Source organism: Enterobacter sp. 342 (genome assembly GCF_036663495.1).
In the GTDB taxonomy this organism is placed as follows: domain Bacteria; phylum Pseudomonadota; class Gammaproteobacteria; order Enterobacterales; family Enterobacteriaceae; genus Enterobacter.
The window spans coordinates 1-22,290 of record NZ_JAWUEI010000019.1 but is presented as its reverse complement, the minus strand read 5'-3'; the positions used below and the strand labels follow the sequence as shown (position 1 = coordinate 22,290).

Below are 22,290 nucleotides of genomic sequence, written 5' to 3'. Positions count from 1 at the left end.
TCATTTCCCTTTCGTGAGGTTGTCGGCGTTCATGGCAGTTGGACCGGTTGGTACCGATCGTCCGGCGAGCATCAGCTGTGCCTGCTGTTGGACGGCATCCGGCAGGGCAGAGAAGGTTAACTCCCGGCAAGGAATTGAACCCACATAGCGCACCACGTCGCGCATACTCTTCACGTTGAGCGCGCACTGATAAAACTGCTGTTGACGCACCAGGTAGAGGTTATGCAGCAGGGCGTCGCTTTGGGCGCTAAACCCGCCGTTGCCAAGGTCGCTCCAGCCGTTCACGTTCAGGGGCACGCCACCAATAAACGGCGAATGGTGCTCGTCAGTTAACTGGCCGAGCCAGGTGTAGCTTGCGGTAGTTTGCACGTCCCGGCGCAGCAGTTTGCCTGGCACCATAAACAGCGTTCTGCTGCCTGAACCTTGCGTAATCTCACTGCTGGCCCCCCGCGAGACATCCAGCGATTCGTTAATCGTCAGCGTCGTCTGCTGATAGCCCGGTACCGCGAAGAGAGCGCGGCTATTACCCGGAATGTCTGCACTGCCGCTGTTATCCAGCGACACGGCGACGCTTGAAGCCTGGGTATCTTCCGGTGTAGCAACGTTAACCGCGATGGCGGAAGCAGGACGACCGTCGCTCCAGCGGCCCAGCCACAGGCCAGAACGAGACAGCGCAAGGGTCGAGCTGTAGTTGCCGCTGCTGCTCAGCGTGTGGCGGCTGTCCTGACGATCCCATGCATCGCTTACGGTCAGGCTACCGTTGCCGTATCGCCCACCCTGGCGCGTATAGGCTGAGGTATTCAGCGAGTCGCTGTTGATGCCAGACGCGCTAAGGCCGTACTCATTTTCGCCGCGGGCATCGGCATACCAGTTATGCGCAACGTTATAGCTCAGCTGGTTTTTTTCACGCTGCTGGTGCTGCCATGTCGCCCCAAGAGAGGTGTAGCTTGACGCATCACCCCGACGGTTATGCGCCATGGACAGGCTCATGCTTAGGTAGCCGCCTTTATCCCTGCCTTCGCGGGAATCATCGTTACGCATAAACAGGTTAATGCTGCTGTTAATGTTCAGGCCATGGGTGCTAAAGGCATTGCTCAGGCCTCCCTGCCAGGCACGCGTGCGCGTGCGGGTCATATAGACCGATTCCCACGGTAAACCCGCATCGTGGCGATCGTCGTTATCCGGGAGCTCCCGACGTGAAACGTACCGTCCTTCGTTACGGTTATCCGAATACCCCAGGCTCGCATACCAGGCGCCGACAGGCACGGAAAACATCACCGAGAGGGTTCGATAACAGCCGTTCACGGCGTCAAACCCCGCGCTTCGGGTGTTGCAGTTTTCCGCTGATAACGCGTTGCGATAGAGGCTCAGTGAAAAGCCGTCGTTGTAGCTGATTTGCTGGATATTGCCGCGCTGGCCTTCGCTGCCGTAAAGGTAGCTAAACCGGGTACTCAGCACGCCGTCGATCGGGCCCGCGTTGAAGCCCCGGCTCCAGTCGAGCGCATTTTCCAGGAAACGCTGGTTTTTCTTTATCGTTGCACCGCTGGTCAGCGCCAGCGTCGGGGTGACGGGCAGGCGTACGCCTGCCTGCGCAACCGCGCTACGTTCTTCGTTTTGATCGCTATTGTCGGTTTCGCCCGCCTGCAGGAACCACTCGACGCGGTCGAATGGCGTAATACCGGTTCGGGTAAACGGCACCTGCTCGGTACGTGTCAACCGGTTATTTTCATAGACCGACAGCGTGACGGTGTAGCTCCCGTCCGGAAACGATCGCGTGTCGAGGGTTTGCGCCCCGGCATTCAGATAAAAGCTGGCCAGCAGCTGATTGCCACGGCGCGCGTCGATACGCGCGTCATGGGAAAGCAGTACGGTGACAGGAGTTCCCTTTGACTGCTGAACCGGATTAATCCACGCTCGTGTTGAACCCGTGCGCAGACCGCGAATTTTGCCCAGCGGCAGCTGGCTGAGGTTGATATTCCCGCCGGCATTACTGAACAGATCGCGGGTATCCATCTCGCCCAGCTGGACATAGTACTGACGCAAGATATCCTGGCGGAACCAGGCGTTGTTGACTGTGATTTCCTGTTGCTGCTGGTGCCTTGAACGCTGTCCCAGCCAGGTCCAATCGAGGTTAACATAGCCGTCCTGCGTGAGCGCCAGGGCACCATTGCCCTGTACGGTAGCTGACTGATAGTCTCTGTCGGCAACAAAATTAACATTCTGCTGATGGATCAGCGCATTTTCAGTGTCCTGCGTGGGCTGATACCACTGATTTTCCGCGGTGGCTTTAGGCAGAAATTTCTTGTCCAAAAACAGGCTAATACGGGCGTTATTCTCGTCATAGATAATGGCCGCGCGGTCGGTATCAATGTAATCGCAGCCTGCTGCGGAGCCGTTGCTGCTGCAGGCCAGGTTGCCGTTACGGGCAAGCGGAACGGACAGCGCGGCAGACACGGTGGCCACCAGAGCAGGATCGTTATTAAACCGGCGTTTGATGGCCGCTATTACGGTTTCAGGTGCGACAAAGCTTACCGTTTCAAGCGTGATATCCGTTTCAAACAAGCCAAGCGACTCGCCGTAGAGGTTCACCTCTGTCCACAGGCGCTGCGTCTTCGCCAGATCTTCAAAACCCGGTGGGACGGCCATCCCTGCACAGGCGAGTTGGATGGATGCGGGTAACAAAGCAACAAAGAGGAGAGTATTTCTGTGAAACGCCATGAACGAGCCTCGACATCATCCTGACGTCAGAGGGTAGGCACCCTCTGACGTTATTCCTTAGGTGCTGTGGTGTTACGCACCGCCTTCCGTGGTCGTCGCCTGCGTCAGCATCAGGCTGACAACGCCGCTGTACTGACCGGTTTTCAGAATGCCTTTGGTTGTCTGAGAAATGGTCAGAGGTAGTACCGCTGAACCGTTTTCAATGCTCCCTGGGAACAGCTCGGTGCCGGTGTATTCAACATCGGTGGTGGAGAGGGTTTTATCGCCCAGCATCACCGTCATTGGGATGGCCTCAGCGCCGTCGGCATTCGCCAGTTTAGCCGCGCTAACCAGACGGACTTTCACGTTGCTGGTGGCGGAGTTAGACCACACCTTGGTATTCAGGCGATAGCTTTCCAGACCGCGGCCTGGCAGGTACTGCATATCGATGCTTGCTGGCAGCGGCGTGTTATCGGCCTGGGTCATGTCCAGCTGTGAATCAACGCTGGCGTTGACGGTAATATCTTTTTGGATCGCCAGCGCGCTAACGGACGTGGTCATCGCGGCAACAATCATCAGAGGTTTAAAATACTTACGCATTGATATCTCCATATTTACAAATGAGCCCCCTGGCTCTTTAAACAAACCCTTTTGGGTCTTTACGGTAACGTCGTGTTATTGCACGACGGGTAAATCAGCTTCTTCAGCGGTTTTATTCACCCAGTTGAAGTAGCGGAATTTATATTTCTGGCCTTGTATCTTTGTGAGCGTTTTTAATTTCCGTTCGGTGTCTGGATAAATCGTCGCGTCTTCTTTAATCCATTTACACGACGAGTCGGCATCACATATTCCAATCTCTCTGAGCGGCACTCGCAGCGTACCGCTATTTTTTAGCGTCCCCTTGAGCGGGTCTATCGACAGAGACACCACGCTTTTTTTCGGGGCGAGGTGGATCAGGGCACCCCAAATGACGTTGACGCCCAGCGTCGCCGTCGCAGCCGGGCTTTCTGTCTTGCCGGGAATAATGCTGTCAGGCTGCTTTACCCCTTCAAAATAGACGCGCCAGGTGGTTTCTTTTTCCGGTGGCGTAAGCGATACCAGACGAACGACGCGCATTGCGCCTGCCGCGAGGGCAAATTTTTCGGGCGTGACAACAACGCCACCTTCTTTCCACGAGGCCACATCAATCTCTTTTTCCTGGGCCGTGCCGGGATTAAGAATTTTCTTTTGCCTCACCCGAATGAACTGAATATCATCCGTTTTCGACGCTACCTTAATTTGCGCCGCACCGGACCTGTCCACATTCAGTTCCATGGGGTACACGCTCATATTGGCCATTGCCATTTCTGAGAAAAATGGCAATGACAGCGCGGCGGCATAAAAGGCGGTTGTCATGTTCACTCTATTTTTCTGTTTCACATTCAGTCTGCCTGCTCTGAGTTCATCGGCGGCGCGTTAACACCAGGACACCGTCTGCTTTCGTATTGCTTCAGGGCAGGGAAACTTTAACCAGAACAGCGGTTTGTGAAAATTTGTATTAATTAACTCGTTAAATACAGGTTTTTATCCTGCTTTTCTGTCTTTAAGGTTGTATAGTTAAGCGAAAATACCGCGACCAGGGATAGGAAGAAAATTCCTTCTGATGAAAAAACAAGCAGGTCAGGAGGCGGTTTTCATGTCGATGTACCAGGGATTAAAAAAGCATGCGGTAACAACCGAGAATAAAAGATGTTTTTTATATGCAATAATTCGTTGTTATTCGATCCTGAAGCACATGCAATAAGCCTTGTTGGACAACCAGAATCTGTATTAACGATTTCGGCGCCAGCCGTTCGGCTTTTGCAGGAATTTATTAAATACAAAGGACGCGACCTGAGTCGGGAGGAATTGATTGCTCGCGTGTGGGAAGAGTTTGGCTTTACGCCATCGGGAAATAACCTCAATAAAGCGGTTAGCGAATTACGTAAAAGCTTCCAGTCTCTGGGAGAGGGATACGAATTTATCGTGACCGTGCCCCGTTACGGGTTCCGTTTTGAGGCCGATGTGATTTTTCAGCCTGGAGAGACTATTCAATCCGCCGCACCTCAGCCCTCATCCGCGCCGAAAGAGGTAACGCCGCAGCGGCTGTCTCTGAAAAGATGGGCGCTCGTGGCCGTATCGATCGTCGTTGCATTGGGGGCGAGCCTTTACTTTAGCCGACAGCAGGGGATTTTCGTTCCGGCGAAGCTCAATCCGGTTAAGGATAAAATCGTACGTTGCAGTATCTGGATTATTAACGATCACGGACGTCCGTTGGTGCTATCGAAATTAGCGGAGCGGCTGGAGGCCAATAACGTGGCGTGCGAACGCGAGGAGTACGACATTTATTATTTCAGCGCCCGTTTTTCTATTTCCGCAGCAGATGAAGTGTTCATTGGCGCCTGCCCGGTCAGCAAAACTAGCCTGTGCAAAACCATACGTTATAAAAGCGGGGCACAAAAATGAAAATAAAACTTCTTTTTGGCATGGGAGGTGTCCTGGTTGGTAGCTCGCTGGCATATTTTTACTACTCTGGCGGCGTGTTTAAAAAGGATATGCTGGCGTGTAGCACTGAATTTAACTTTACGCGCAATGAGGGTAAAGCCAGTGAAGTGAAGGTCAATACCGTTGCCCAGTTCTATTTTCATCGGGACGGTACAGGGGTGACCACCTATAAAGGTGCGGCAAGGGCTGGCGGGCAAAATTTGATCGTTGACAGGGATGTGGATTTTACCTGGGAGCAGCGGGATGATGATAACGTCATTGTGTTGAGCTACACCAAAACCTGGCGCCGGCATAATGACAATACGGCGGATGCCCAGTGGGGTAGCTTCGCCTATCCGACCGCACGCTACTATCTGACGATCTCTGAACTCTCGCCTTCAGTATGGCTGATTCAGGATCGGCGTTACCCCACCTATATTTGCCGGGGTGAGTAGGGCATAAAAAAAGGAGAATGCCGCCGGCATTCTCCTTTTCGTTTCAGCAAATCTGCTTAATCGCGGCTGGCGAAGCCCAGGATGCTCAACAGGCTGACGAAGATGTTGTACAGCGACACATACAGGCTCACGGTAGCACGAATATAGTTCGTCTCACCGCCGCGAATGATGTTGCTGGTTTCAAACAGGATCGCGCCTGAAGAGATCAGAATAAACACCGCGCTGATCGCCAGATGCAGGGCCGGCAGCTGCAGGAAGATGTTTGCCACCATACCCACCAGCACCACCACAACACCTGCCATCAGCATACCGCCGAGGAAGGACATGTCCTTACGCGTGGTCAGCACGTAGGCCGAGCAGCAGAGGAACACCAGCGCAGTACCGCCCAGTGCCATACCGATGAGGTCACCCATTCCGGCAGACAGATACGCGTTCAGCATTGGCCCCAGGATGTAGCCCAGGAAGCCGGTGAAGGCAAAAGCAGACAGAATACCAACCGGTTTGTCAGCGGTTTTGTAGGTCAGGAACATCAGACCATACATGCCTACCAGCGTCAGGATCAGCCCCGGAGACGGCAGCATCAGCACGGTGCTGGCAGTTGCGGTGATCGCTGAAAACGCCAGCGTCAGGCTAAGCATGAAATAGGTATTGCGCAGCACCTTGTGGGTACTGAGTAGCGATGTGCGGTCGCGTGAGGAAGTAATAATACGATCCATGAGTCACTCTCTTATGACAGATGTAATTAACGGAAAGAATAGGAAACGGCACGCCAGTCTCAAAGTGGTTTTACCCATCTTTACTCAGCACGTTAGCGCTCGAGGTGGTTGTTTCTTCTGCAGAAATACGTTTCACCAGTATGAACAGTGGTTTGCGAGAATTTACCAGATCAACCTCTTATAGGTTACTGAAAAATATTGCGTTATTACCATTAGAACGCTAAGAGTTATCTCCGGATCGTCATAAAACAGACAATAAGGCGAAGGAAATGAAACCACAAACACGCACTCACTTTACCCTCTCTTTGTTAACCGCCGGGATCCTGTGCGCCAGCACGGTAACCTGGGCGGCTAATGTGCCAGCAGGAACCCAACTGGCAGAGAAACAGGAACTGGTCAGGAATAATGGCAGTGAACCGGCTTCGCTCGACCCGCACAAAGTCGAAAGCGATGTCGAATTCAATATTATCAGTGATTTATTCGAAGGTCTGGTGAGCGTTTCACCGCAAGGTGAAATTCAGCCCCGTCTGGCGGAAAAATGGGAGAACAAGGGCAACACCGTCTGGACGTTCCATTTACGCCCGGGCATCACCTGGAGCGATGGTACGGCCATTACCGCAGAAGATGTGGTCTGGAGCTGGCAGCGCCTGATCGACCCGAAAACGGCGTCACCGTATGCCAGCTACCCGGGCAACATGCACATTGCTAACGCAGCCGATATCGCCCAGGGGAAAAAAGCGCCGGATACGCTGGGCGTGAAAGCAATCAATGACACGACGCTGGAGGTGACGCTCACGCAGCCAAATGCGGCGTTCCTCGCGATGCTGGCGCACCCGTCGCTGGTGCCAGTGGATAAAGTGCTGATTGGTCGTTTCGGCGATAAGTGGACCAAACCGGAGCATTTCGTCAGCAGCGGGGCGTATAAACTGTCGCAGTGGGTGGTCAACGAACGCATCGTGGCGGAGCGTAACCCGCGCTACTGGGATAATGCACACACCGTCATCAACAAAGTGACGTATCTGCCCATCACGTCTGAGGCCTCGGATGTGAACCGCTATAAAGCGGGCGAAATTGATATCGTGTACACGGTGCCGATCAACCAGTTTGCGCAGCTCAAGAAAACCCTTGGCACGCAACTGGATGTCTCTCCGCAGCTTGCGACCTATTACTATGAATTCAACACTACTCGCCCGCCATTCAGCGACGCACGCGTGCGCAAGGCGCTGAATATGGCGCTGGATAAAGACATTATTGCCGGGAAAGTATTAGGGCAGGGACAGCGTCCGGCGTGGCTTATCAGTCAGCCCGATATCGGCGGTGTTAAGTTACAGAACCCGGATTACGCCAGCTGGCCGATGGATAAACGGATTGCTGAGGCCAAAAAATTGCTGGAAGAGGCCGGGTACAACGCCAGCCATCCTCTGACCTTTAACCTGCTCTACAACACCTCTGAATCGCACCAGCGTATCGCGATTGCAGCCAGCTCCATGTGGAAGAAAAACCTCGGCGTGGAGGCGAAGCTGCAAAATCAGGAATGGAAAACCATGCTGGATAGCATGCATACCCACAACTTTGACGCGGTGCGTTACGCCTGGATTGCCGATTACGACGACGCGGCGACGTTCCTGAACAACTTCCGTACCGGTGACAGCGAAAACACCAGTCAGTACAGCAACCCGGAATACGATCAGGCGCTGGTGAATGCCGCAAAAGCCAAAACCACGGCTGAGCGCGGCAAGTTTTATCAGCAGGCAGAAGATCTGCTGGGGCGTGATGTGCCAGCCATTCCGGTTTATCACTACGTCCGTACGCACCTGGTGAAACCCTGGGTAGGGGGATTTACGCCGGATAAGCTGGGGTACTATTTCACCAAAGACATGTACATCAAAAAACATTAAGCCGGTGCTGATAAAATCGTCGATGTGTCGTCAGTTCAACCGATTAAACACGTTTTGACTATTTTTACAGCGAACGAATGCCTGCACTCTTTACAGCACGCGGTGAGGTGTTTATAGTTCGCCTCACTTAGGAAGTGTGGCCGAGCGGTTGAAGGCACCGGTCTTGAAAACCGGCGACCCGAAAGGGTTCCAGAGTTCGAATCTCTGCGCTTCCGCCAAATTAGAGCCCCTGCGATAGTTCTATCGCAGGGGCTTTTTCTATGTCCAAATCTCACCATTGAACTCAAAGTTAAGTCGATAGGCACGTTTTCCCGTCCCACAATCACTCTGATTCTGAAGCTATATTGATGGTGTTTAATGCCCGGCACATTAACAGGTGATTTGATGAACGTAAGTTCAATTTATTTCTCACTCTGATGCGATACGCACTGGTGGTTTTTTCTGAAATGTTCATTAGCCTGGCGATACGATGATTGCTTAAATGAGCGAGTTTAAAAAAATCATATTCTCGGTTCGTCAAATACGTTTGTTTGACTTTTTCTCTGTTATTGGCCAGGTTGCTGATATACTTCATCGAAGATCGTAATGACGAGTAAATACCACTCTCGATCTTGACCGCTGTGTCTTTTTTTATTTCATCTAGCATAACAATATGTGGTGTGCTCAAGTCTCGTAGTAGACTCGTCGTTCTGACTCGTAACACTTCATTTTCAATAGCAACGATGACGGAATTTGGGTTGTTTAAATAACATAACCTCTTGATCTCTAAAATATTGCTCACATAGCTAACAAAGAATACAGTAGAGGGGATTCCTTTGCATAAAAAATAATTATCGCTCACAAATGATATCATAAATCAACCCCTTTTTTATCTGCTATGGCGAAATGATACTAAAGTGATAATTATAATTGGAAGTGTTTAATGTTTAGATTATTTAAATTTTAAATTTAAATATCGAAAATCGTGTGAGCACTATGTTTCAGACCCACTAGCTATGGGGTGTTGAATCGTTAATGTATCTGAAATACGATCAAGGGCCAGCATGGCGATATTTTTCTCCATCGCCTGGTGATAATGGATAAAACAGTCAAATGACATGTTAAAGCGTTCTGGCAATTGACATCCCTGAAGAGGAAAACGCTTTTGCAGTGGGGCTAAAAACACCTTTGGCACCACCATAAGGTATTTTGATATAGCGCAATGCCATGCAAGTGACAGGAGATTTGGGCTCGTCCACACCACTTTGCGTTGCATAAAAAGGTCATAATCTATTTGCTCGACAAACCCTCTGATGCTGTCTAACCCGCGTTGCCAGTTGATAAATTCATACTCGTTCCAGTCATCCAGTAGTATGCCATCCTTTATCCGAGGGTGATCCCGGTTAGCCAACGTACATATATCCGAGATAACCAGTCGCTTGCAGACAATGGCGCGGTCATCCGGCAATCTGCCTCCAATATCGATATCCACCTCCCGGTGTTTTAGCTTTTTAAGGCGCTCTTCCTCTGTGCTTCCCATCACCGTAAAGTGCATTAAGGAATCAGTTTTAGGGTGCAAGTGGTCGGCTAACAACATCTCTATCAAGGAATAGGTGGCGATAACGAACTCACTCTTTTCGGCATTAATTTCAGCAATTTCAGCGTATTTTTCCTGTAACTTGACTGCATATTCGGTAGGGCGTAATCCCTGGCGCGTGCGTAAAAATAACACCTGTCCGGTTTGCTTTTTCAGTTGGTTAAGCGCATAGCTGATTGAAGACGGTGAAATATTAAGTTCTTTAGCTGCACTGACAGCACTCTTTTGTTCAATAAGTGCATTGATGATTTTTAATTGCCGCATATTTATCTGGCACATTGAATAAATCCTTTAAGGAGGGGTTACAAAAGCGTCTTGATCGACCTGATTTATATTTTTAAAATGAGAAACGATCTCATTAGCGGTGAGTTTCATCTCTTCGTAATCAAAAAGTGTATTGCTAAAATGGAAATAGCAATCGTATTTAAGAGACAGTTCCGGTGGCATAGACAGCTTTTTTACTGGAAACGTCGACGTAAAAACATGGGCAAAATAATCAGGGATCATCATAATGCATTTACTGTTTGCACAAAAAGCAACCATGTTAATGATACTGGCGGAAATCATGGCTATTTTTCTCTCATCCATATATCTGACAACATCTTGTGAAGATAAAACATTATCGCAATAGTAATCGCTGAAAACTGACCAAACCGCATGTTTTCTCTCCTGCCAGTCGGTGAGCGTGACCGTATCTTCTAACCCTGAATGTTGACTCGCCAGGAGAGAGACGGGAGTCGAAAACAGCTTGATCTTATTAACGAGTTTGTCGGCCGGCAGTTTGGAACCAATATCAATATCGATCAGACCATTTTTTATTCTTTCGAGGCGATCGTTGCTATTGGAGTCATAGGGAAAAAAGTTGAAGCGTAGATCGCTGTTCCAAAAGCGACTCTCTTTAACGATTTTCGCTAACATCATTTCGACGGGGGTGAACGTCATAATATTCAAGGTATTCTTGCCTGTCGCACTCTCGCTAAAAGTGGGGGGCATACTGTTACCCGTAAATTTCTGATACCGTTGGCTTAGTTCTTTAGCTGTCGTATCAGGTTTCATACCATTCCGTGTACGAATGAAAAGATGAGCGCCTGTGATGCTGCGTGCTTTTTTCAACGCATAGCTGATGGAGCCCGGACTCAATTTTAATTGTTGAGCCGTTTTAGTGACACTTTGTGTCACGACCAGGGTATTGATGATGTTAAGTAGTTTTATATCTATTTCTTTTTTCATGCCACTCTCACTAAAATTTGGATGCGCAGCGTTTGAATCAAACCGCCAGATGCTGAAAGATTAAGTGATATTTATATTGTGATGTTTTTAATAATTCTAACCTCGATTTTTTAGAAAAAACAACAATAAAAATATGTTTTTAAAAATTACGTATGACTATTTGTAATTTACCGGCGCTAACGCTATGTATCTGCAGGGTATTTTTTAATTTAAATTCTTTTAAAAATACATTTCAACGTACTGCTAATTTAATTTTGAACTAAGAATGTATGAACACTTTCTTTTTGTATGGTATGGGAAGAGGAAATGCCCTTCGTCTCTCCGCGAAAAATTATTTAAAATTAAATTATCAATATTATCTTTTCATTGTTAAATTCAACGTAACCTCTTAATTTTAAATGTTTAAATGATATCCGGTTGGCTTTTTTTAAAAATCAGTGGCGGGTTGTTTGGGTTTTTAAAATAGTTATATTTAAAGGGCTGAAGGATGTTGATGAATAGCGTTATCAATACTCAGCAGACAAAGATTGTTTATATTCAATAAGTGCGTGGATGATCCAGATCCACCACAAAAGCACAGGTAATGATATGAAAAAATACTTGCTCACTATTGCTGCGTCCATTGCGGCAGTAACCACTATTAATGCCTATTCTGCGGATGGGACTATTCACTTTACAGGCAGCATTTCAGATGAGGCTTGTACTGTTGATGCGGCCTCTCAGGATATGACCGTCGATTTAGGAAAAATATCTCAGTCCACACTGAATGGTTCTGCAGGTTTGCGTGCGGCACCCACCAACTTTGTTTTGAGCCTGAGCAATTGTCCTGCAACGCTGACCGCGGCGAACGTGAAATTTGATGGGACAAGTGACAGCACGGATAGCTCACTTCTGGCGCTTGATTCAGAAGCGGGGGTGGCATCCGGTGTCGCTGTTGAATTGTCTGACGCTTCTGGCAATCCACTTAATCTGCAGACTTCATCAGTGGACTACCCGATTACCACAGGGGTCACAAATAATCTGCAATTCACGGCACGTTATATCTCTACGGGCTCGACGGTTGTGGCAGGGACGGCTAATGCCACCACGGAGTTCACTGTGAGTTATAAATAATGCGCAGACACTAAAAAGGAATCACTACAGGGATGTAACTTATTTACTCTATTCCAAGAGGATATTATGCACGTATTTCATAAAAAGGCAGCCGTAACGGCTTCGTTGCTTGCGGCTACGCTGTTGATGGCTATCTCCGTTCCTGCAGAAGCGGGTATATCTATCGGCGGTACGCGAGTGATTTATCATGCTAAAAACAAAGAAGCTACGCTCTCTATTAAAAATCCTGCGAACTCATCAGTCTATTTAGTCCAGAGTTGGGTAGAGGGGGACAATAGTTCCCGCAAAGCCCCATTTATTGTTACACCCCCGTTATATCGTTCAGAGCCGGGTAAGGAAAATATTCTACGTATAGTGCATACCGGTGGGCAAACGGAGGGAAATAAAGAGACTCTGTATTGGTTAAATGTAAAGTCAATTCCCGCGACGGACAGTGAAGCAGCAAATAACAATACGCTGCAGATGGTGGTGAAGTCGCGTATCAAAATATTTTACCGCCCTGCTGATATCAAAGGAGATCCGCAGGATGCCTATAAATCGTTGCAGTTCAGTCGCAATGGTTCGCATTTGCATGTGAGTAATCCTACGGGTTACTACGTTACCTTTTATTCTCTGAAGGTTAACGGCAAAGACGTTAAGAAAGCTGATATGGTCCCACCCTTTGGCCAGTCCGATTATGTCGTACCTATGAGTGGTCGTGTTGGTGTCACCTGGCAGGCAATTAATGATTTTGGTGGTATCACTGAGGCCGCCAATACAAGCGTATAACTCTACGCAGGTTATTTATCATGTTTATTAATACCAGATTAAAAATTCTGGCGGTCGCCATTATGGCGATTTCAGGCAATACTTCTGCGAAAGAAGTATTTAACCTGCATGCGCTGGAAATAGGTAATCCAGCAGGGCAGCCGGTAGACATTTCCCGGCTCATTATGCCTGGTGGACAGCTGCCTGGTGTTTATCATGTGCGTATCACCGTCAATGGCACACCGTTAGTTGATGCTGAAAACATAACCTTCGTTGAAAGCGATAAGGGAAACCTTGCGCCACAAATTACACCGGCCATGCTTTCTCGCTGGGGCGTTAAAGTTGAGGCCTTTCCTGAACTGAATCGTGCGCCACAGGAAAAACCTTTGCAGGATATTGGGGAATATATCCCCGATGCAACAGCCGTGATCGACTTTGAGGCGATGAAACTCAATGTCACGATTCCACAGGCGGCGATGGATAAACAGGCTCAGGGGTGGGTCGACCCTTCGTTATGGGATGAAGGTATTCCTGCGGTACTGCTGAATTATAACCTGAGTGGTTCAGATACCTGGCGGCGCGATCAACCGGGTAAAGCCGAAAAATCGTATTACGCTAACCTTCAGGGTGGGATCAATATCGGTCCGTGGCGTTTGCGTAACAGCTCAACCTGGGACTACAACGAAACGGATGGGGGCCACTGGAATACCATCAGTACCTCTTTGTCCCGTGATATTCAGTCATTGCGCTCACAGTTTACGGTAGGGGATACCTACACAGACGCCGAAATCTTCGACAGCGTTAAAATGCGCGGGCTTCAGCTGGCGTCAGATGACAGCATGTTGCCGGACAGCCAGCGCGGATTTGCCCCGGTTATTCGTGGGATCGCCAAATCAAATGCGCAAGTGACCATCAAACAGCATGGTAACGTCATCTATCAAACCTACGTTGCGCCAGGAGCCTTCGTTATCGACGATCTGTATCCCACCTCTAACAGCGGGGATTTAGACGTTACGATCAAAGAGGCAGATGGCAGTGAACGTCATTTCACCCAGGCATTTTCCTCGGTTCCTGTGATGCAGCGCGAGGGGCAATATAGCTATGCTCTTGCCGCGGGGAAATACAGCTCTCCCTCATCGGGAGCAAATGAACCTGACTTTATTCAGGGAACATTAATTTATGGCTTGCCTCATGGCCTGTCCCTGTATGGCGGCGTACTTTATTCCCGTGATTATGCCTCTGCGGCAATCGGGGCGGGGATGAGTCTTGGTGAGTTGGGTTCGGTTTCCGCTGATCTGACTCAGGCCAAAACAACGTTTAACACCGGTGATAGTGCTCAGGGGCGTTCAGTACGTGTTCAGTACGCGAAGAACATTGATTCTACGGACACGAATCTGACGCTGGCGGCCACGCGTTTTTCAACGGCGGATTACTACTCCTTCGAAGATGCGAATGAAAATTTTTATGGTCCGGACGCCCAGGACAATACAGACAGCCATAAACGTCAAAAGTTACAGCTTCAGATTAACCAGTCTGTCGGCGACTGGGGCTCCTTCTATTTAAGTGGCTATCGCCAGAGCTACTGGGATAACAGTGATTCCGAGCGCACGTTGAGTGCTGGCTGGAACGGAAGCGTGAAAGGTATCACCTACAGCCTGAGCTATACCCACACCCACTCGCTGGACAGCGATGAGGATGATGACCGTCAGGTAGCATTCAGTCTGCAGATACCGCTTTCCCGGTTCTTACCAAATGCCTGGGCCAGCTACAACATGAACAGCAGTACTCACGGAAGTACCCGTCATCAAATTGGACTCAGCGGTACGGCACTGGAAGATAACAATCTCAGCTACAGCGTTCAGGAAAGCTTTAACGGTCACGACGTGGGGACAAGCGGAAATGCCAGTGCCAGCTGGAAAGGGACTTACGGCGAGGTGCGTGGTGGCTATAACTATGATGCCGATAGCCATCAAATTAACTATGGCGCGCAGGGCGGGATCATTGTCCACCCCTGGGGTGTCACCTTCTCACAAAGTCTGGGTGATTCGGTCGTACTGGTCAAAGCCCCTGGCGCGGCAGGCGCGAAGGTACAAAACAACACTGGTGTGCGAACGGACTGGCGGGGTTACACGGTTGTCCCTTCTGCGCAGGCTTATCGCCTGAATCGCGTGGCGATCGATCCTGAATCACTACCCGATAATGTGGATCTGGATAACGCAGTAAAAACCGTGGTTCCCACAAAAGGGGCGGTTGTCGTTGCAGATTTCAACACCCGTAAGGGATATCGCGTGCTGATGCACTTGACCCATCATGCCAAACCCGTGCCGTTTGGGGCTATTGCCACGATGGAAGGTGGTGCAAATGGCATTGTTGACGAAAAAGGTCAGGTCTATCTCAGCGGCGTGCCGGCTAAAGGTCATGTCACCGTTTCGCTGGGCCAGAAGACCTGCTCGGCCAATGTTTCGATCCCAAAAAGCAAAATCAATCAGCCGGTCATTGAGATCGATGAGGTATGCAAGTGATGAATATTTTGAAAATAACCCTTTTGTTGGTTGGGGTTGCACTGTCCCGACTGGCCCTGGCTGACTGCGATACGCTGGCACCAACACTGGCAATGCCGGAAAGTCATATCCAGTTTGGTAAAATTACCGTGGATTCGACTTTGCCTGTCGGCGGTGTCATCGCCAGTATCAGTCAGCCGCAGAATGGGGAGGCCGGGTGCGCCTGGTCTGCTGAGAAGTGGAGCTCCCCGGGAGCGGGTGGGGAGGGTGTCTATCAGACGAACCTGAAGGGCGTGGGGATCCGCATGACACAAGGCGGAAAAGTCATCTCCACCACAACGCGTTCACCGGACGCAGCCATACAAGGGCCATTAAAAATTGAATTAATCAAGACAGGTGAGATTTCCGGCGGGGTGCTGGAAAATGGCATCATTGCGGAACAGAAAACACGAGAGGCTGAGCCGGTACGGTCATTGAAACTGAGTGGGGTCAACGCTCTGGCCGCAGCAACCTGTACCGTTACGACCCCCGATGTGAATGTCAATCTTGGCTTTCACCGTCCGAGTGAACTTGCTGAGAATACGGTCACCGCATGGCAAAAGTTCGCGATAGGGCTGGACTGCGTTCAGGGTACCATTGTCTCTGTGCAGTTCGACTTTAGCGTAGCTCCAGGGCGCATTGTTTCGACAATGCCACTGGACGACGCGGCCAGCAGTTCTACCGCTCAGGGGGTGGGCGTTCAAATGTTTTTTGCTGACGACACGCGTATCTACCCAGGTGAAATCGTTCAGGATTATTTGACTTCCACCAACGGCGGCACCGAATACATTAACCTGAAGGCGCGGTATATCCGGATCAGTTCGCCAGTTACTGCCGGCAAGGCCGACGCAACCGCGACCTTTACCATGACCTACCGCTAGTTTCCTGACTATTTATCTGATAGCTCAACGGTAGTTTTGGGCATCACGCGGCCGTAATCATTAATACTTTGCCAGCTCAAAATGCAACGTGAAGCCGGGTCGCACTCTGCCAACTGGCGGGTACTGAAGGGGGCGACCATGCCTGGGTCACGAACAATCAGCCCATTAACGTTAAGATTTACCAGCGTGACGTAATAGGGCGTAGGGTTGTTGACCTCAACCTTTCGGTCCACTTGTCTCCAGCGTAGCTGTTTACTGGCATCCTGGGGCTTACCCTGTAGCCCCGTCGGGCGGTAAAACAATTTCAACAGGGAACGGGGCGCAACCTGCACACTATTGCCTGTGGCGTTTCCGGCAGGAATAGCTGCAATGCTGAGTGTAAAAAGCGTTTCCCTATCTTGCCGCAACGTCTGCGTGGTTTTCAGTATTCTCAGCGTACCTTGTTTCTTCCCTTTTAACGCAAACAGGGGAGGGGCAATAATAAACGGCGCGGGTTGTGGCGAGGGGCGGACACCGTTCCATGTTCCCCCCGAGGTGATATGGGTGTTAATCAACCAGGTTTCAGTACTGCTGTTCATGACAAGTACTGTCAACGCACGAGCTTTCTCACTATATATAAAACGTGTTCCACCAATGCTGACGCCAGCAAGGGCGGTAGTGGTATAAGCGGTCAACAATACTGCGGCGAGAAGTTTAATCATAATTCATGGTGAAGGTCGTAGAGGCCGTTGCAGAACCAGAGCGAACCGGGCTGCCATTGGCGAGGAAGCGAGCATAGAAAGAGAGGGTGACGTTTGCCTGGTTCGTCACCAGATCGGTCGCCGCTGATGGCGTATTCAGCGGAATAAGGGTCTGATCGCTATTATAGAGGGCGAGGGCAACGCCCTGTGCGCCAGATGTATTCGTGTCCAGCCTCAGAAAGTCCGGTGCCACTGTGTCCTGGATACCTGAAAAGGTAACACTTACCCGCTTTGCAGCTTCCCCGCATCGTTCAAGATGAAGTGTAAAAGGTTGATAGGCCCCCCCTTCTCCAGCACGCGTAAACTGCGCTTTTGCAATATTTCCCATATCTACGGTCAGGGCGGTCGAATCTGCCGAAACGACACAGGTGTTATCTGTGATCCTGCCGGTGATATTTACCGTGCCATCATAGGCATGCGTAGTCAGCGTAAAGAGCAGCAATGTTGCAGAGACGGATAAACCCACAGAAAAGCGTGTCACGTGATCGTCCTATTGATATTGAATATCGAAATACATCACTGCCGAGGCATTTCCGGGAGTGACACTGTTTTGTGTGGATTTATATCGCAGATAAAACGGCAGCATGACGTCCCCTGGTGTAAGAGGAAAGTTACCCGACGTTGCCGTATTTACTGCGATAGGTTGCTGTGTATTATCAAGTATCTCTATGGCGACGCCTGATGCCATACCGCCCTGACCAGACGTATCTGACAGTGCCAGTAATGCCGGGTTAGTGGCATCGGACGTGCCGGAAAACACCATTTTTGCCCCAGATGCTTTCGAGCCACAGCCAGTTAAATGGATGTTGAACTGAGTGGCTGGCGAGGTGGCACCGGTGGAGGTGAACGAGCTGGCGCTGAATTGTCCCATATCGACGTCCATATTCTGGCTATCGCTGGCAACATCGCAGGTCCGTGACAATATCGTGCCAGTGATCTGCAAATTAGGCGAGCTGGCAAGGGCTTGTACGCTTAACCCTGTTGATATCACGCAGGCCAGAACTGCCATTGAATAATGTTTAAGTTTCATTTTTTATCCTCAGGCGAAATCAATGCGCAATATCGCGAGGGCCGTAAATGTCCCCTCGGCGGGAGGCAGGCCAGTGGTGCTGACAGGATAGGCCTGCAGCGAGACGTTGGTGGTGTAAGTATCACTGTCGACCATGTCCAACGTAATCGGAATGGCGCTGCTGGTATCTGCGGGGCGTAGCGTCATACCATCTGAAGCGGTGATTTTGACGCCGACATCCGGGTTAGTGGTCTCCAGGGCATCGGGTACACTGGCGGCAGGCGTTCCGTCCACACGCAAGGTCAGATTCGCCAGCGACGCCCCATAGTTACATGACACAGGGACGTTAAAGGATTTGGCATTGACATTACGTGGCTTCTCGCCCACGGAGATAAAATCCAAACTGTACATTTCCCCCAGATCCAGCGAGATCACCGTTCCGGCATTGATGACGCAATTCTGGGGTACCACCACCGTACCGCTTAAGAAAATTTGTGCGACGGGCTCAGGGCTGGTGGCAGTTGTACTCTTGGTGACATAAAAATCGGCCACATGGACATTTTCAAAACTGCTGCTACCCATAACGGCTTTCTTGAAACGGAGATCGATTTTACCTGACCCTCCGCCGTTGACCTGGGTATTTGTGGCCGCATCATTCGCCATACCGCCGCGAACATTCCTGAAGGGGACGTAGTGTGCCGCCCCCATAATATTCAGTGCGACAGTACTGTCCAGGTACTCATTGATATAGTACCACTGGTGTCCGTCATTGGTGGTCGGTGTGAGCGTGGAGTCCGCAGAGAAGTAACGATAACGGTTGCCGGTAGTCGGTTCATCGCATCGAATGTGGCTACTGACGCTCTGGCTCCAGGTGGCTGCCGACATAAAGGTCTGACCCGGCACGTTCTCAGAGGGGACTGTAATCGTGTAAGTCCCAAAATTGGCGATGATAGGGTTAGGCGTTCCCGTACGGGAATAACAGGTATAGGTATAACCCCAGGCATTTTGCAGTGATAAGGCGACGAACAAGAGTCCGCTTGCGATGAGAGTATGTTTCAGGGCTTTCATTATCGACACTCTATGTTCAATGTATTTATGGTATTCCCGGCAGCATCCTCAGGAAGACGGTAATGACCAGTACATGTTTGTTGGGCTCCCGCACCCCATTTGGCAACGATATCACTCTCAGGCGACAGCCCTGACAGATAGGCCTGGCCGGCATCGCCAACAATGCTGCTGTTTTGGTCTGTGCTAACCATTGTTCCGAAGGGAAGCGGTTTACCATTGTGGGTGAGGTTAATTAACGCGCGGGCACCCACATGAGGATTGAATTCGGCACGCACCAGCGCACCACGGGTAGGGACAACGTTGACCACGTTCTCTTCCAGCTCAACATTAGCTGGCATATTAGTGGTATCCAGCGACATCCGGTTGCGACGATATGTCGTGGCAAAAGGCACGACGGCATAACCCCGCCAGTCCGTTTTAAGGCCTTCAACATCATCGACTTTGACATTTTTCGCCCCTGGTGCGGCGATAAGAACATTGGTGTCACCCAACGGCTGACTGAAGGTTACACCCTCGTCATGGATGACAATTCCGCCACGCAAACTGTAATTAAGCTGTTGGTAGTCGCCGTTATCGCTGTAGTTATATCCCACGCTGGAGCTTCCCCAGGAGGTGTCGTAGCCGATGTTCACCGCACCGTTTGCGTTGCTTTCACTGCCGGTTTGATATCCTTGCTGGACGCTATAGTTGAGATTATTGTCCTCCAGCAACGTCCCGTTAATTCCTGCGCTGTGAGAAGAATTACCGTGTTGGTCATGGCTGAAGTTATAGCTGGCGTAGGCTTCGTGATGCTGCTGGGTAATATCATCGCCTGATGAGAGCCACAAACTCAGAGGAACAGAGAAACCGAACGCAATACGCTTGTCGGCATCGCCTAACCCCGGAATTTTGTTGTAACTGTAGCTGACATTCCAGGAGATACCCTTGAGGCTCCCGCTGTAACCTGCCTGTAACAACGTATTGGATTCATTCGTTTTCCAGTAGCTTTGACGGCTGCCACTGAGATAAATCGACCCGTACTGACCTAATTGTTGCGACACGTTAACCTGGAACTTTGCACGCTTATTGTTTTTTAAATTGTAATAGTCGACATACGGTGACTCGTCGTTATTATCCGTATTGCTTTCATCCTCGATAAACCCGGACATCTTTTTCCAGGTCGTTTCTTCGAGGGTATAAAAACCTTCTGTCGAATAGCGATAACCAAGTAACTGGAAGTTTGTACCCAGTTCATTCAGGGACTTCGCATATAAAAAACGAAGAGAAGCACCGCTGTGGTCGCTTCCGTCGATAAGCCTGCTTGTGGCCTGTGTCACGTCAGCTGAAATGGCGCCAAATTGGCCAACATTGATTCCAAGACCTAATGCGAAGGCCTTGTACTGGCTGGCCAGTTGCGTACCACCATAGGCTGTCACACCGGCGGGTAAACCGTAGATCAACGTAGATTGCACAAACCCAACACTGTCTTGCTGATCGTTATTACTGCGGTAATCCCCGGCGGTCAGGGCATATTTTATGTGACCTTCTCGCTGTAAAACCGGCACACTGGAATAAGGCACGCTGTAAACGTTCACGCTGCCATCAGCTTCTTTTACCTGCACGACAAGATCGCCACTTGACGAGGTGGGGAAGAGGTCATTAATTTCGAAAGCACCGGGCGGAACGTAAGTCTGATAAAGGGTATAACCGTTCTGTTTAATGGTGACCTGTGCGTGACTTTTGGCAATACCTCTCACGACCGGCGCAAAACCGCGCAGGCTATCGGGCAGCATATTATCGTCAGACGCTAACTGGACGCCCCTGAAACCAATGCTGTCAAACACATCTGATGGGGTCGTGCTGTCGCCGATCACCAGTTCACTACGCAGTGGAATGATCGCGCGCTCCAGATAGGTATTAATATGGTTCCAGTGGTTTTCACCAGACGACCCGTCGCTGTAGTTCCAGGTAGCGTAATCCCGCAGACGCCAGGGACCATAGTTAAACCCGCTATTCAGCCCCAGGAAATAATTTCGGTTTGATTCGTCATCATGCGTATCCGATCCCGAGAAGGTGTAATTAAACATCAATGCGGTGATACCTTCATCCCAGCGAGAGGGAGGAATATAGCCACGGGCGGTATTAAGCATGGCAACCTGGGGAACGGTAATGTTCAGGCGCTGTTGGTCGAAGGCAAATTCCGTGTGAGCACCAGGGATAACCCGGGCGATATCGATGGTTGCGTTCGGGTTCGATGCAGTAAGCTCAGGGATCGCGGTGACATTCAATCCCATCGATTTAAGCATTTTCAGGGTAAGTTGAGGCCGAAGACCGGTATCGTCCAGTGAGGCTTGATCGTTGGTATCCTCTACAAAGGTAACATCTTGCGAGGACTGAAAAATATCATTTACCCATATATCCACGCGATATTGACCGGGAGCCTGATTACCATTTTGAAATCGGGAAAGGTCGGCTACGGCATCAGGGTCGGCAGAGAGAAACGCCGGGTTGAAAATATTTTCTGCGTAGCAATTGATGGTGGCAAGCGATATAAAAAACGCAAGTGTAGTTCTTTTATAATATTTGTTAACCATCGTCGACAAGTTTCCTTTTAACGTGTTCGGCAAAGCGGAGCACCTGTCAGGTGCGACAGTGCTGTTGCGGCGTATTCGCACCGAAATCATTAAGGGTGCTGAATTTGACGTCGCCCTGGCCTGCCACTGTTAATGAGGATTTTGGGGCAACCATATTGTTCGCTATCTTTTTCCCGCCGATGCTGAGCTGTACTAACGTCACGTAATAAGGAGAAGGGTTATTGATCACTGTTTTCCCGGACTCGACATGGCAGGTTATTGTTGCAGGAGCATCGACAGAACGTGACGGTAAGCCTTCCGGACGCATGAACAATTTGATGACACTTTGTGTAGCAATCTGCAGGGTATTACCCTTAAGCGATTCTTTCGGGACTGAAGGTATGGCTTTGCTATTGATATAAAAAACGGATTCCCGATCCTGAGGCAGCATTGGACCGGTGTAAATAATACGTAACTTATTCTCTTTTTTAGGGAAGGTGCGAATAAGCAGGTCATTTCTTCCCAAGCTGACTCGCTGATTAAAATTTCGCGGATCTGGGCCGATT

20 protein-coding genes and 1 tRNA gene are annotated in these 22,290 nt (G+C 50.0%); 8 read left to right on the top strand and 13 right to left on the bottom strand.

The features are described from left to right. The 3 genes from V6E55_RS15665 to V6E55_RS15655 all read right to left on the bottom strand — a co-directional run bounded on the left by V6E55_RS15665 (position 1) and on the right by V6E55_RS15655 (position 4,092). Positions 1 to 2,718 carry a TcfC E-set like domain-containing protein gene (locus V6E55_RS15665; RefSeq protein ID WP_316943306.1) on the bottom strand — a complete coding sequence of 906 codons (2,718 nt, stop codon included), beginning with the start codon at positions 2,716 to 2,718 and terminating at the stop codon, positions 1 to 3. Between the two features lie 72 nt (positions 2,719 to 2,790). Next, complete coding sequence (locus V6E55_RS15660; RefSeq protein ID WP_316943304.1) at positions 2,791 to 3,297, bottom strand: CS1 type fimbrial major subunit; 507 nt, start codon at positions 3,295 to 3,297, stop codon at positions 2,791 to 2,793. A 75-nt stretch (positions 3,298 to 3,372) separates the two neighbouring features. Then, complete coding sequence (locus tag V6E55_RS15655; RefSeq protein ID WP_316943352.1) at positions 3,373 to 4,092, bottom strand: fimbrial protein; 720 nt, start codon at positions 4,090 to 4,092, stop codon at positions 3,373 to 3,375. Between the two features lie 333 nt (positions 4,093 to 4,425). On the opposite strand from V6E55_RS15655, the gene V6E55_RS15650 reads away from it, so the two are divergent. After that, positions 4,426 to 5,181: a winged helix-turn-helix domain-containing protein gene (locus tag V6E55_RS15650; RefSeq protein ID WP_410493459.1), complete on the top strand. Its 756-nt coding sequence runs from the start codon at positions 4,426 to 4,428 to the stop codon at positions 5,179 to 5,181. After that, complete coding sequence (locus tag V6E55_RS15645) at positions 5,178 to 5,654, top strand: hypothetical protein (RefSeq protein WP_316943301.1); 477 nt, start codon at positions 5,178 to 5,180, stop codon at positions 5,652 to 5,654. The genes V6E55_RS15650 and V6E55_RS15645 overlap by 4 nt, the downstream gene beginning before the upstream one ends. 56 nt (positions 5,655 to 5,710) lie before the next feature. Here V6E55_RS15645 and yccA read toward each other — a convergent pair whose 3' ends face one another. Continuing rightward, positions 5,711 to 6,370, bottom strand: a complete 660-nt coding sequence (gene yccA, locus V6E55_RS15640) for an FtsH protease modulator YccA (RefSeq protein WP_316943299.1) — start codon at positions 6,368 to 6,370, stop codon at positions 5,711 to 5,713. Between the two features lie 269 nt (positions 6,371 to 6,639). On the opposite strand from yccA, the gene V6E55_RS15635 reads away from it, so the two are divergent. Both V6E55_RS15635 and V6E55_RS15630 read left to right on the top strand, forming a co-directional pair. Continuing rightward, positions 6,640 to 8,268: an ABC transporter substrate-binding protein gene (locus V6E55_RS15635; protein ID WP_316943297.1), complete on the top strand. Its 1,629-nt coding sequence runs from the start codon at positions 6,640 to 6,642 to the stop codon at positions 8,266 to 8,268. A 130-nt stretch (positions 8,269 to 8,398) separates the two neighbouring features. Next, positions 8,399 to 8,486: transfer RNA gene (locus V6E55_RS15630), tRNA-Ser, on the top strand. 104 nt (positions 8,487 to 8,590) lie between these two features. Here the strand turns inward: V6E55_RS15630 and V6E55_RS15625 are convergent. The 3 genes from V6E55_RS15625 to V6E55_RS15615 form a co-directional block, all read right to left on the bottom strand. Next, on the bottom strand, positions 8,591 to 9,121 hold the full coding sequence (locus tag V6E55_RS15625) for a LuxR C-terminal-related transcriptional regulator (RefSeq protein WP_316943296.1): 531 nt from the start codon (positions 9,119 to 9,121) through the stop codon (positions 8,591 to 8,593). Positions 9,122 to 9,241: 120 nt separating this feature from the next. Then, positions 9,242 to 10,123: a LysR family transcriptional regulator gene (locus tag V6E55_RS15620; protein WP_316943294.1), complete on the bottom strand. Its 882-nt coding sequence runs from the start codon at positions 10,121 to 10,123 to the stop codon at positions 9,242 to 9,244. A 12-nt stretch (positions 10,124 to 10,135) separates the two neighbouring features. Beyond that, the gene (locus V6E55_RS15615) at positions 10,136 to 11,074 is read right to left on the bottom strand and encodes a LysR family transcriptional regulator (protein WP_236920411.1); all 939 of its coding nucleotides are present in this window, start codon (positions 11,072 to 11,074) and stop codon (positions 10,136 to 10,138) included. A gap of 588 nt (positions 11,075 to 11,662) precedes the next feature. Between V6E55_RS15615 and V6E55_RS15610 the strand changes: the two genes are divergently transcribed. The 4 genes from V6E55_RS15610 (at position 11,663) to V6E55_RS15595 (ending at position 16,355) form a co-directional block, all read left to right on the top strand. Further along, positions 11,663 to 12,187, top strand: coding sequence for a fimbrial protein (locus tag V6E55_RS15610; RefSeq protein WP_316943291.1), 525 nt, complete (start codon positions 11,663 to 11,665; stop codon positions 12,185 to 12,187). 66 nt (positions 12,188 to 12,253) lie between these two features. Next, entirely contained in the window at positions 12,254 to 12,955 is a 702-nt protein-coding gene (locus V6E55_RS15605) for a fimbrial biogenesis chaperone (protein ID WP_316943290.1), read from the top strand. Between the two features lie 20 nt (positions 12,956 to 12,975). After that, entirely contained in the window at positions 12,976 to 15,456 is a 2,481-nt protein-coding gene (locus V6E55_RS15600; RefSeq protein WP_316943289.1) for a fimbria/pilus outer membrane usher protein, read from the top strand. Further along, the gene (locus tag V6E55_RS15595) at positions 15,456 to 16,355 is read left to right on the top strand and encodes a fimbrial protein (RefSeq protein ID WP_316943287.1); all 900 of its coding nucleotides are present in this window, start codon (positions 15,456 to 15,458) and stop codon (positions 16,353 to 16,355) included. The genes V6E55_RS15600 and V6E55_RS15595 overlap by 1 nt, the downstream gene beginning before the upstream one ends. A gap of 8 nt (positions 16,356 to 16,363) precedes the next feature. On the opposite strand, the gene V6E55_RS15590 is transcribed toward V6E55_RS15595, so the two are convergent. The 6 genes from V6E55_RS15590 to V6E55_RS15565 all read right to left on the bottom strand — a co-directional run. After that, complete coding sequence (locus tag V6E55_RS15590) at positions 16,364 to 17,056, bottom strand: fimbria/pilus periplasmic chaperone (protein WP_316943285.1); 693 nt, start codon at positions 17,054 to 17,056, stop codon at positions 16,364 to 16,366. Continuing rightward, positions 17,049 to 17,576, bottom strand: a complete 528-nt coding sequence (locus V6E55_RS15585; protein ID WP_316943284.1) for a fimbrial protein — start codon at positions 17,574 to 17,576, stop codon at positions 17,049 to 17,051. The genes V6E55_RS15590 and V6E55_RS15585 overlap by 8 nt, the downstream gene beginning before the upstream one ends. Positions 17,577 to 17,585: 9 nt before the next feature. After that, on the bottom strand, positions 17,586 to 18,125 hold the full coding sequence (locus tag V6E55_RS15580) for a fimbrial protein (RefSeq protein ID WP_236921698.1): 540 nt from the start codon (positions 18,123 to 18,125) through the stop codon (positions 17,586 to 17,588). A 9-nt stretch (positions 18,126 to 18,134) separates the two neighbouring features. Continuing rightward, entirely contained in the window at positions 18,135 to 19,172 is a 1,038-nt protein-coding gene (locus V6E55_RS15575; RefSeq protein ID WP_316943282.1) for a fimbrial protein, read from the bottom strand. Beyond that, positions 19,172 to 21,745 carry a fimbrial biogenesis usher protein gene (locus tag V6E55_RS15570; protein WP_316943281.1) on the bottom strand — a complete coding sequence of 858 codons (2,574 nt, stop codon included), beginning with the start codon at positions 21,743 to 21,745 and terminating at the stop codon, positions 19,172 to 19,174. Before V6E55_RS15570 ends, V6E55_RS15575 begins: the two co-directional genes overlap by 1 nt. Positions 21,746 to 21,791: 46 nt before the next feature. Continuing rightward, a partial coding sequence (locus V6E55_RS15565; protein ID WP_316943279.1) for a fimbria/pilus periplasmic chaperone occupies positions 21,792 to 22,290 on the bottom strand: 499 nt, incomplete at its 5' end.

What these genes read in the sequence shown, in the direction of transcription:
- V6E55_RS15665 (WP_316943306.1), bottom strand. Translation starts at nt 2,718, where the DNA reads ATGGCGTTTCACAGAAATACTCTCCTCTTTGTTGCTTTGTTACCCGCA.
- V6E55_RS15660 (WP_316943304.1), bottom strand. Translation starts at nt 3,297, where the DNA reads ATGCGTAAGTATTTTAAACCTCTGATGATTGTTGCCGCGATGACCACG.
- V6E55_RS15655 (WP_316943352.1), bottom strand. Translation starts at nt 4,092, where the DNA reads ATGACAACCGCCTTTTATGCCGCCGCGCTGTCATTGCCATTTTTCTCA.
- V6E55_RS15650 (WP_410493459.1), top strand. Translation starts at nt 4,426, where the DNA reads ATGTTTTTTATATGCAATAATTCGTTGTTATTCGATCCTGAAGCACAT.
- V6E55_RS15645 (WP_316943301.1), top strand. Translation starts at nt 5,178, where the DNA reads ATGAAAATAAAACTTCTTTTTGGCATGGGAGGTGTCCTGGTTGGTAGC.
- yccA (WP_316943299.1), bottom strand. Translation starts at nt 6,370, where the DNA reads ATGGATCGTATTATTACTTCCTCACGCGACCGCACATCGCTACTCAGT.
- V6E55_RS15635 (WP_316943297.1), top strand. Translation starts at nt 6,640, where the DNA reads ATGAAACCACAAACACGCACTCACTTTACCCTCTCTTTGTTAACCGCC.
- V6E55_RS15625 (WP_316943296.1), bottom strand. Translation starts at nt 9,121, where the DNA reads ATGATATCATTTGTGAGCGATAATTATTTTTTATGCAAAGGAATCCCC.
- V6E55_RS15620 (WP_316943294.1), bottom strand. Translation starts at nt 10,123, where the DNA reads ATGTGCCAGATAAATATGCGGCAATTAAAAATCATCAATGCACTTATT.
- V6E55_RS15615 (WP_236920411.1), bottom strand. Translation starts at nt 11,074, where the DNA reads ATGAAAAAAGAAATAGATATAAAACTACTTAACATCATCAATACCCTG.
- V6E55_RS15610 (WP_316943291.1), top strand. Translation starts at nt 11,663, where the DNA reads ATGAAAAAATACTTGCTCACTATTGCTGCGTCCATTGCGGCAGTAACC.
- V6E55_RS15605 (WP_316943290.1), top strand. Translation starts at nt 12,254, where the DNA reads ATGCACGTATTTCATAAAAAGGCAGCCGTAACGGCTTCGTTGCTTGCG.
- V6E55_RS15600 (WP_316943289.1), top strand. Translation starts at nt 12,976, where the DNA reads ATGTTTATTAATACCAGATTAAAAATTCTGGCGGTCGCCATTATGGCG.
- V6E55_RS15595 (WP_316943287.1), top strand. Translation starts at nt 15,456, where the DNA reads ATGAATATTTTGAAAATAACCCTTTTGTTGGTTGGGGTTGCACTGTCC.
- V6E55_RS15590 (WP_316943285.1), bottom strand. Translation starts at nt 17,056, where the DNA reads ATGATTAAACTTCTCGCCGCAGTATTGTTGACCGCTTATACCACTACC.
- V6E55_RS15580 (WP_236921698.1), bottom strand. Translation starts at nt 18,125, where the DNA reads ATGAAACTTAAACATTATTCAATGGCAGTTCTGGCCTGCGTGATATCA.
- V6E55_RS15575 (WP_316943282.1), bottom strand. Translation starts at nt 19,172, where the DNA reads ATGAAAGCCCTGAAACATACTCTCATCGCAAGCGGACTCTTGTTCGTC.
- V6E55_RS15570 (WP_316943281.1), bottom strand. Translation starts at nt 21,745, where the DNA reads ATGGTTAACAAATATTATAAAAGAACTACACTTGCGTTTTTTATATCG.